Source organism: Mycolicibacterium rhodesiae (assembly GCF_002086695.1).
Classification (GTDB): domain Bacteria; phylum Actinomycetota; class Actinomycetes; order Mycobacteriales; family Mycobacteriaceae; genus Mycobacterium; species Mycobacterium rhodesiae.
On record NZ_MVIH01000025.1, the window covers coordinates 32119 to 40969 of the forward strand.

Below are 8851 nucleotides of genomic sequence, written 5' to 3' on the forward strand. Positions count from 1 at the left end.
CGGCGTTGTCCAAACGTGGGGCGGAAATTCAGCAGACTCTCAGCCACCCAAGCCACACCAGTCACAACCTGCCAACCAACCTAGCAGGACGCGGCCTCAGCGCTAGCTGGCCAGCCCCCGCCCCCCGGCGCGGTGGATCGGCACCAGCCGCAACTTCGGCGCCAGGCCCGCCTCAGCGAGCACCTCCAGGGCCGCTCGTTCGTCTTCCAGCAAAGTTTCCGGGACACCGAGCAATACGCTCACCACACAGTCGCGACAACCAGGGCCGCGCACCGCACAGTCGTCGCAGTCGATGACGACCGGTTCGGCTGGCTCCATTCCCATCTCGGGACTCCTTCTATCGAGTTGGCCGCACGCTATCGCCGGCCACCGACAAGTCCGCCCCATCGGAGTGGCACCGACACGTTGTCGGTGGGGCTGCCTACCGTCAGTCGCTGTGGCGGCCACACCGATCGATGCTCAGCTGAGCTTCGCCGACGTCGACGCGAGCGCCGATATCTCCCTACGCGAGACCACATTCGTGGTGGTCGACCTGGAGACCACCGGCGGGCGGGCCACCGCATCGGCCGACGGCTCCCGCGACGCGATCACCGAGATCGGTGCGGTCCGGGTCCGCGGCGGGGAGGTGCTCGGCGAATTCGCCACCCTGGTCGACCCGCAGCGCTCCATCCCGCCGCAGATCGTCCAGCTGACCGGGATCACCACCGCGATGGTCCACGATGCGCCGACCATCGCCGCCGTACTGCCGATGTTCCTCGAATTCGCCCGTGGCGCCGTGCTGGTCGCCCACAACGCCGGGTTCGACATCGGCTTCCTGCGCTCCGCCGCCGAACAGTGCGGCATCCCCTGGCCCCGCCCGCCGGTGCTGTGCACGGTGCGACTGGCCCGCCGCGTGCTGACCCGCGAGGAGGCGCCCAGCGTTCGGCTGTCCACACTCGCCGCACTCGTCGGCTCCGCCACCACGCCCACCCACCGTGCGCTCGACGACGCCCGAGCCACCGTCGACGTGCTGCACGCGCTGATCGAACGGGTCGGCAACCAGGGCGTGCACACCTACACCGATCTGCGCGGGTACCTGCCCAACATCTCGAACGCCCAACGGAACAAACGGGTCTTGGCCCGCAACCTGCCGCACCGGCCGGGGGTGTACCTGTTCCGGGGGCCGGCGCGCGAAGTGCTCTACGTCGGCACCGCCACCGATCTGCGCCGCCGGGTCGGCCAGTACTTCAACGGCGCCGACCCGCGCGGGCGGATGAAGGAGATGGTGGCCCTGGCGACGGCGGTCGACCATGTCGAATGCGCCCACGCGCTGGAAGCGGGAGTACGTGAACTGCGGTTGCTGGCCGCACACGCGCCGCCGTACAACCGCCGGTCCCGCTTTCCGCACCGCTGGTGGTGGGTAGCGCTGACCGACGAGGCCTTCCCGCGGCTCTCGGTGGTCCGCGAGCCGCGTCACGACCGCGCGATCGGTCCGTTCCGGTCGCGGGCCGACGCCCTGGACACCGCCGAGCTGATCGCCCGGTTCACCGGTGTGCGCACCTGCACCAGCCGTATCGGCCGCACGGCCGAGCACGGACCGTCCTGTCCCGAGCGCGAGGTCTCCCCATGCCCCGCCCCGCGCGGTATCACCGCCGAGCAGTACGCGGCTGCTCCGCAGCTGGCGGCCGCGCTGATCGAAGGCCTGGACAACGCCGCGCTCGGTGCGGCCGTCGACCAGGTCGCCGTCCTGGCGCAGAAGTCCCGCTACGAGAGCGCGGCGCGGCTGCGTGACCACATCGCGGCAGCCGTCGACGTGCTGTGGCGCGGCCAGCGACTGCGGTCGCTCAGTGCCGTCGAAGAACTCGTCGCCGCCGCGCCGGACGGTGCGGGCGGTTGGCAGCTGGCGGTGATCCGGCACGGGCAACTCGCCGGGGCCGGCGTTGCTCCCCGTCGCGTCCCGCCGATGCCCGTGGTCGAGGCTCTGCAGGCAGGAGCGCAGGTGGTACTTCCCAAGCCGGCACCGCTGGGCGGCGCGCTGGTCGAAGAGACCGCCTTGATCGCCCGCTGGCTCAACGCTCCCGGCGTACGAATCGTCAGCGCCACAACGGGTTTGACATCACCTCTGGCCTCGGCGGGTCCGTGGGCGCAGTGGGCTGCGACCGCACGCTCGGCACGGTTGGCTGCCGAACAGGCGCAGCGGCTGGACTCAGAGCTGCTGGCTGAACCGCGCCCAACGCGCCAGGAGTTGTTCGGCCGCCCCGGAGTCGATCGCCTCCGCGGCCCGGGCCAGCCCGTCCTCCCACGACGGCAGCCATTCGGCGTGGCTGGATAGGCCGCTGTGGGCGACCATTGCGCCCGCCGCATTGAGGATCACCGCGTCCCGCACGGGTCCCTTGGCGCCGCCGAGCACCTCACGGGCTTCCTGGGCGTTCTCCTCGGCCTCGCCCCCCACCAGCTCCTCGATGCGGGCCCGGGCGAAGCCGAAACCCATCGGGTCGAAGGTGAGCTTGTCGATGGTGCCGGCCTGCACCCGCCAGATGGTGCTGGTGGTCGTGGTGGTCAGTTCATCGAGACCGTCGTCGCCGTGCACCACGAGCACGCTGCTGCGGCGGGCGGCGAACACCCCGGCCATCACCTCGGCCAGATCACCGAACGCGCATCCGATCAGGCCTGCGCGCGGCGAGGCCGGATTGGTCAGCGGCCCAAGCAGATTGAACACCGTCGGGGTGCCGATCTCGCGGCGCGGCGGGCCCGCGAACTTGTAGGACGGGTGGAACACCGGCGCGAAACAGAACCCGATGCCCACTTCGGCCACGCAGCGCGCCACCTCGTCGGGACCGAGATCGATGCGCACCCCGAGGGCTTCGAGCATGTCGGCGCCGCCGCTCTTCGACGACGCCGCACGGTTGCCGTGCTTGACGACCGGGACGCCGGCGGCCGCGACCACGATCGCCGCCATCGTCGACAGGTTCACGGTGTTGGCGCGGTCGCCTCCGGTGCCGACGATGTCGACGGTGTCGGTGCCGATCTCGTCGGTGGGGACCATGCGGGCGTATCCCAGCATGGTGTCGGCCAATTCACGTACCTCGGCGGCGGTCGGCCGCTTCATCTTCATCGACACGCCGAAGGCGGCGATCTGAGCCGGTGTCGCGACGCCGCTCATGATCTGGTCCATCGCCCAACTCGCCTGCCCGGGCTCGAGTTCCAGGCTGGCCGTCAACCGGTCCAGGACCTGCGGCCATGACGTATCCGGCGAGCCTGCGCCGGGCGGGGAATGGGGGTGAGTCACGCGCCGATATTCCCATGCCGCGGGGCATGTCCACACGTCAGTTTTCAGACAGATGTGACCAATTGGCCCCCTGGCTGTACCTCGACAACTACAAAGCGTCATACTTCTTGTTGTGACGAGCGCTGTTGGCACTTCGGGAACTGCGATCACATCGCGCGTACATTCGCTGAACCGGCCGAATATGGTCAGTGTTGGCACCATCGTATGGCTTTCCAGTGAGCTGATGTTCTTTGCTGGACTGTTCGCGATGTACTTCACTGCCCGTGCTCAGGCCGGCGGGGTATGGCCGCCACCGCCCACCGAACTGAACCTGTATCAGGCGGTTCCGGTGACGCTGGTGCTGATCGCATCGTCGTTCACCTGCCAGATGGGTGTGTTCGCGGCCGAGCGCGGTGACGTCTACGGGCTGCGCCGCTGGTACGTGATCACCTTCCTGATGGGCGCCTTCTTCGTGGCAGGCCAGGCCTACGAGTACTACCACCTGGTCACCCACGGCACGACCATCGCGGGCAGCTCCTACGGCAGCGTGTTCTACCTGGCCACCGGATTCCACGGCCTGCACGTGATCGGCGGTCTCGTCGCGTTCATCCTGCTTCTGCTGCGGACCACGATGAGCAAGTTCACGCCTGCGCAGGCGACCGCTGCCATCGTCGTGTCCTACTACTGGCACTTCGTCGACATCGTGTGGATCGCCCTGTTCGCGACGATCTACTTCATCCGATGAGAAGGGGTTCGATGCTCAAGAGATCGGGGCAGCCGAAGTCTCCGATAAGCGAGAAGTCGCGTCGCCGGCTTCGTCGCCGCCTGACCGGTGCGGTACTGCTCCTGGTCGGGCTCGGTGTCGCCGGTGGCCTGGCCGCCACGCTGACGCCCACCCCGCAGGTCGCGGTGGCCGACGAATCACAGTCCGCACTGCTGCGCACCGGCAAGCAGCTGTTCGACACCTCCTGTGTCACCTGCCACGGCGCCAACCTTCAGGGCGTCGAGGGCCGCGGCCCCAGCCTGATCGGCGTCGGCGAGGCGGCGGTGTACTTCCAGGTGTCCACCGGCCGCATGCCTGCGATGCGCGGCGAAGCTCAGGCACCGCGCAAGGACCCGGTCTTCGACGAGGCCCAGATCGACGCGCTCGGCGCCTACGTTCAGGCCAACGGCGGCGGACCGCTGGTCCCCCGCGACGCCAACGGCCAGATCGCCGACCACTCGCTGCTCGGCAACGACGTCGCCCGCGGCGGCGACCTGTTCCGGCTCAATTGCGCCTCGTGCCACAACTTCACCGGCAAGGGCGGCGCCCTGTCGTCGGGTAAGTACGCACCCGAACTCGAGCCGGCCACCCCGGCCCAGATCTACACCGCGATGCTGACCGGCCCGCAGAACATGCCCAAGTTCGGCGACCGCCAGCTTTCTCCTGAGGAGAAGAAGGACATCGTCGCCTACGTGCGGATGGCGACTCGCGCGCCGGATCCCGGCGGCTACGGCCTCGGCGGGTTCGGCCCCTCATCTGAGGGCATGGCGGCCTGGATCATCGGCATGGTCGCCGTCATCGCGGCGGCGCTGTGGATCGGAGCGAGATCTTCATGAGTGACGTGAATCAGCCCACCGACGAGCAACTCGCTGCGATGTCGCGCGAGGAACTGGTCGAACTCGGCGGCCGGATCGACGGTGTCGAGACCATCCTCAAGGAGCCCCGCTGGCCGGTTGAGGGAACCAAGGCAGAGAAGCGTGCCGCGCGGCTGGTGTCGATCTGGCTGCTGCTCGGCGGCCTGTTCGGTCTGGCGCTGCTGCTGGTCTTCCTGTTCTGGCCGTGGCAGTGGGACGGCACCAACAACGTCGAATGGTCGGAGTTCGCCACCCCGCTGTACGGACTCACGTTCGGCATGTCGATCCTGGCGATCGGCATCGGCGCGGTGCTCTACCAGAAGAAGTTCATCCCCGAGGAGATCTCCGTCCAGGAGCGCCACGACGGCGCCTCCCCGGAGATCGCGCGCAAGACCGTCGTCGCCAACCTCACCGACGCGCTCGAGGGCTCGACGATCAAGCGGCGCAAGCTCGTCGGGCTATCGCTCGGAATCGGGTTGGGCGCGTTCGGGGCAGGCACGCTGGTGGCGTTCATCGGCGGCCTGATCAAGAACCCGTGGAAGCCGGTGGTTCCCACCGCCGAAGGCAAGAAGGCAGTGCTGTGGACCTCGGGGTGGACCCCGCGGTTCACCGGCGAGACCATCTTCCTGGCGCGCGCGACCGGCCTGCCCGGCGAGTCGCCGTTCGTGAAGTTGCGGCCCGAGGACATCGACGCCGGCGGCATGGAGACGGTGTTCCCGTGGCGCGAGAGCGACGGCGACGGCACTACCGTCGAAAGCCATGAGCGGTTGTCGGAAATCGCTATGGGCGTGCGCAATCCGGTGATGCTGATCCGCATCAAGCCGGTCGACATGGCCAAGGTCGTCAAGCGTGCGGGCCAGGAGAGCTTCAACTTCGGCGACCTGTTCGCCTACACCAAGGTCTGCTCGCACCTGGGCTGCCCGGCCTCGCTGTACGAGCAGCAGACCTACCGCATCCTGTGCCCGTGCCACCAATCGCAGTTTGACGCACTGCATTTCGCACGGCCGATCTTCGGTCCAGCTGCGCGCGCGTTGGCGCAGTTGCCGATCACCATTGACTCCGACGGGTATCTGGTCGCCAACGGCGACTTTGCCGAGCCCGTCGGACCCGCATTCTGGGAGCGCACATCATGAGTCCGAAACTCAACGATGCCCTGGCCAAGCAGGGCGACGCCATCGACTCCCGTTACCACCCGTCGGCCGCGGTTCGACGCCAGCTGAACAAGGTCTTCCCCACGCACTGGTCGTTCCTGCTGGGCGAGATCGCGATGTACAGCTTCATCGTGCTGCTGCTCACCGGCGTGTACCTGACGCTGTTCTTCGACCCGTCGATGGCCGAAGTGACGTATCAGGGTGTGTACCAACCGCTTCGGGGCATCGAGATGTCGAAGGCGTTCGCCTCGACGCTCGACATCAGCTTCGAGGTTCGCGGCGGCCTGTTCGTCCGCCAGATCCACCACTGGGCGGCCCTGTTGTTCGCCGCGTCGATCATGGTGCACCTGGCCCGCATCTTCTTCACCGGCGCCTTCCGCAAGCCGCGTGAGGCCAACTGGGTCATCGGTTCGCTGCTGCTGATCCTGGCCATGTTCGAGGGGTACTTCGGCTACTCGCTGCCCGACGATCTGCTGTCCGGCATCGGCCTTCGCGCGGCGCTGTCGTCGATCACCATGAGCGTGCCGATCGTCGGGACCTGGTTGCACTGGGCACTGTTCGGCGGCGACTTCCCCTGCGGTGGGGTGGGCTACCAGTGCAACGCGGTGGGCGCCCTGCTCCCCCGGATGTACGCACTGCACATCCTGCTGATCCCCGGAATCATCTTGGCGCTCATCGGTGTTCACCTGGCGCTGGTGTGGTTCCAGAAGCACACCCAGTTCCCCGGCCCCGGCCGCACCGAGAAGAACGTCGTCGGCGTTCGCGTCATGCCGGTGTTCGCGGTCAAGTCCGGGGCGTTCTTCGCGGTGACCGTCGGCATCCTCGGCCTGATGGGTGGCCTGCTGCAGATCAACCCGATCTGGCAGCTCGGTCCCTACAAGCCGTCTCAGGTGTCGGCAGGCAGCCAGCCCGACTTCTACATGATGTGGACGGAAGGCCTGGCCCGTATCTTCCCGCCGTGGGAGCTCTACCTCGGCCACCACACGATCCCGGCGGCCTTCTGGGTCGCGCTGGTCATGGGTCTGGTGTTCGGACTGCTGATCGCCTACCCGTTCCTGGAGAAGAAGTTCACCGGGGACACCGCGCACCACAACCTGCTGCAGCGCCCGCGTGACGCTCCGACGCGGACCGCGATCGGTGCGATGGCGATCTCGTTGTACATGGTCTGGACGCTGGCCGCGATGAACGACATCATCGCGCTGAAGTTCCACATCTCGCTGAACGCGACGACGTGGATCGGCCGGATCGGTTCGCTGGTGCTGCCGCCGCTGGTGTTCTTCATCGCCTACCGCTGGGCGGTCGGGCTGCAGCGCAGCGACCGTGACGTGCTGGAGCACGGCATCGAGACGGGCATCATCAAGCGTCTGCCGCACGGCGCCTACGTCGAGCTGCACCAGCCGCTCGGACCGGTCGACGAGCATGGCCACCCGCTCCCCCTGGAGTACCAGGGAGCGGCTCTGCCCAAGCGAATGAACAAGTTGGGCTCCGGCGGTCGAACCGGCCACGGCAGCTTCCTCACCGCCGATCCGGCATCCGAGGATGCAGCGCTCAACGAGGCCGCACACGCCGCCGAGCACCGCACGCTCACCGCCCTGCGCGAATGGCAGGACAGCGAGTACAGCGGCAACGGAGATGGCAACGGCAACGGAAGTGGCAACGGCCACCACCACTAGCACCAACCAAGAGAACCCCGGGTCCACAGGGCCCGGGGTTCTCTTGGTTTGAAGGAGCGCTCACGTCTCATCCGACGCACGCAACCGCAAGCGCCAACTAAGCGGGCACAGCCTCTTCCACCGCGCCGTGCAGCTGACGTAGGTAGGTCACCGGGATTGCCGGCATCGCGACCGTGATGAGTCCCGCAAGGCCGAGTGCCACCCACGCCGCGGTGTCGTTGTCCACCGCCATGAGGTATGTCGCGGTCGACACCCCGACCAGCGCAAGGCCGATCGCGCCGGCCAGCATCACCGTGCAGCGCAGCCACAGCCGGTCCAGTTCGGTGGCCGGGATCAGCGGATCAGCCCGCCGCGAGGCCGACGACTGGGCGAAGTCCGGCTGGTACCGCTCGTAGGGGTCCACAGTCGAGCCGAAAACCTTGAGCTTCTCCGTGGGCGCCTCGGTGCCGCGCGCCGGGGCCGCCGGCGCGGCCGTGGCTCGTGGTGGCGCGGCCTTGGCCGGTTCCGGCGTCAGGCGCGAATCATTCAGCGCAGTGCGCCGGGCTCGGATCAGCAGCGGAATCGCGCCGACGATGATCACCGCCGAGACGATGATGATGCTGTACAGCAGCCAGGGGGTGTCCGAACCGCCCGCATTCGCCGAGTGACCGCGGCTCATGTCCACCAGCGCGACGATCGCGATCACCGTCACCGCAAGCAGCACCAGCCAGATCGCGCCACATACCCCGACCAGCAGCCGGTCCACGGTTTCCGGTGACCGGCGGTCTTCTGTGTCTGTGTCTGTAGTCATCAGCAACTCGTCTGCGCGGCGTTGTTCTGGTTCGACGACAGCACCACGCCGTCACTGGTGGTGATAGAGCAGTTCAGCCGGCTCACCAGGAACAGGCTGGAGGCCTGCACCGAGCCGACGTCGGACTGCGAGATCGGTGTCACTGTCAGCGACCACGGAATGTAGACGTTGCGCTGGGTGCGCTGGCGGCCCGAGGCGTCGACGTAGGTCACCGAGATGATGTCGCCGGGCGCCTTGGTGCCGGTCACCGAATAGGTGACCTGACGCGGTCCGGGCGGCGGCGTCGACGTCGTGGTGGCCGGCGCCGGCGGAGCTGTCGTTGTGGTCACGGGCGGTGGTGCCTCCGTCGTCGCTGGCGGGGGTGGTGGTGGCG

Annotated in this window: 8 protein-coding genes and 1 pseudogene; 5 read left to right on the plus strand and 4 right to left on the minus strand. The window is 67.9% G+C overall.

Going from position 1 to position 8851, the window contains the following annotated elements:
- Positions 1–102: 102 nt before the first annotated feature.
- Positions 103–324 (minus strand): hypothetical protein, encoded by a 222-nt coding sequence (locus tag BST42_RS27240; protein WP_110918805.1) that lies wholly within the window; start codon positions 322–324, stop codon positions 103–105.
- Between BST42_RS27240 and BST42_RS27245 the strand changes: the two are divergent.
- A pseudogene (locus BST42_RS27245) lies at positions 293–2248 on the plus strand (DEDD exonuclease domain-containing protein); the annotation flags it as partial. The gene BST42_RS27240 and the pseudogene BST42_RS27245 sit on opposite strands and share 32 nt — an antisense overlap.
- On the opposite strand, the gene trpD reads toward BST42_RS27245, so the two are convergent.
- Positions 2186–3268 carry an anthranilate phosphoribosyltransferase gene (gene trpD, locus BST42_RS30210; RefSeq protein ID WP_237159608.1) on the minus strand — a complete coding sequence of 361 codons (1083 nt, stop codon included), beginning with the start codon at positions 3266–3268 and terminating at the stop codon, positions 2186–2188. The pseudogene BST42_RS27245 and the gene trpD overlap by 63 nt on opposite strands.
- A 112-nt stretch (positions 3269–3380) precedes the next feature.
- Between trpD and ctaE the strand changes: the two genes are divergently transcribed.
- From ctaE to qcrB, 4 genes are read left to right on the plus strand one after another with little or no spacing between them, the layout of a single operon-like run.
- Positions 3381–3992 carry an aa3-type cytochrome oxidase subunit III gene (gene ctaE / locus BST42_RS27255; protein ID WP_083122827.1) on the plus strand — a complete coding sequence of 204 codons (612 nt, stop codon included), beginning with the start codon at positions 3381–3383 and terminating at the stop codon, positions 3990–3992.
- Between the two features lie 11 nt (positions 3993–4003).
- Positions 4004–4846: a cytochrome bc1 complex diheme cytochrome c subunit gene (gene qcrC, locus BST42_RS27260; RefSeq protein WP_083122828.1), complete on the plus strand. Its 843-nt coding sequence runs from the start codon at positions 4004–4006 to the stop codon at positions 4844–4846.
- The gene (qcrA, locus tag BST42_RS27265; RefSeq protein ID WP_083122838.1) at positions 4843–5997 is read left to right on the plus strand and encodes a cytochrome bc1 complex Rieske iron-sulfur subunit; all 1155 of its coding nucleotides are present in this window, start codon (positions 4843–4845) and stop codon (positions 5995–5997) included. Before qcrC ends, qcrA begins: the two co-directional genes overlap by 4 nt.
- The gene (gene qcrB / locus BST42_RS27270; protein ID WP_083122829.1) at positions 5994–7688 is read left to right on the plus strand and encodes a cytochrome bc1 complex cytochrome b subunit; all 1695 of its coding nucleotides are present in this window, start codon (positions 5994–5996) and stop codon (positions 7686–7688) included. Before qcrA ends, qcrB begins: the two co-directional genes overlap by 4 nt.
- Positions 7689–7785: 97 nt before the next feature.
- Here the strand turns inward: qcrB and BST42_RS27275 are convergent, their stop codons facing one another.
- Both BST42_RS27275 and BST42_RS27280 read right to left on the minus strand, forming a co-directional pair.
- Positions 7786–8478, minus strand: a complete 693-nt coding sequence (locus tag BST42_RS27275) for a DUF2561 family protein (protein ID WP_083122830.1) — start codon at positions 8476–8478, stop codon at positions 7786–7788.
- Positions 8478–8851, minus strand: a 374-nt coding sequence (locus tag BST42_RS27280) for an MmpS family transport accessory protein (protein ID WP_237159609.1), incomplete at its 5' end; no start/stop codon positions are given. The genes BST42_RS27280 and BST42_RS27275, both read right to left, overlap by 1 nt.

Excerpts from the sequence above, each read along its gene's own strand:
- BST42_RS27240 (WP_110918805.1), bottom strand. The coding sequence starts at position 324 with ATGGGAATGGAGCCAGCCGAACCGGTCGTCATCGACTGCGACGACTGT.
- qcrC (WP_083122828.1), top strand. The coding sequence starts at position 4,004 with ATGCTCAAGAGATCGGGGCAGCCGAAGTCTCCGATAAGCGAGAAGTCG.
- qcrA (WP_083122838.1), top strand. The coding sequence starts at position 4,843 with ATGAGTGACGTGAATCAGCCCACCGACGAGCAACTCGCTGCGATGTCG.
- qcrB (WP_083122829.1), top strand. The coding sequence starts at position 5,994 with ATGAGTCCGAAACTCAACGATGCCCTGGCCAAGCAGGGCGACGCCATC.
- BST42_RS27275 (WP_083122830.1), bottom strand. The coding sequence starts at position 8,478 with ATGACTACAGACACAGACACAGAAGACCGCCGGTCACCGGAAACCGTG.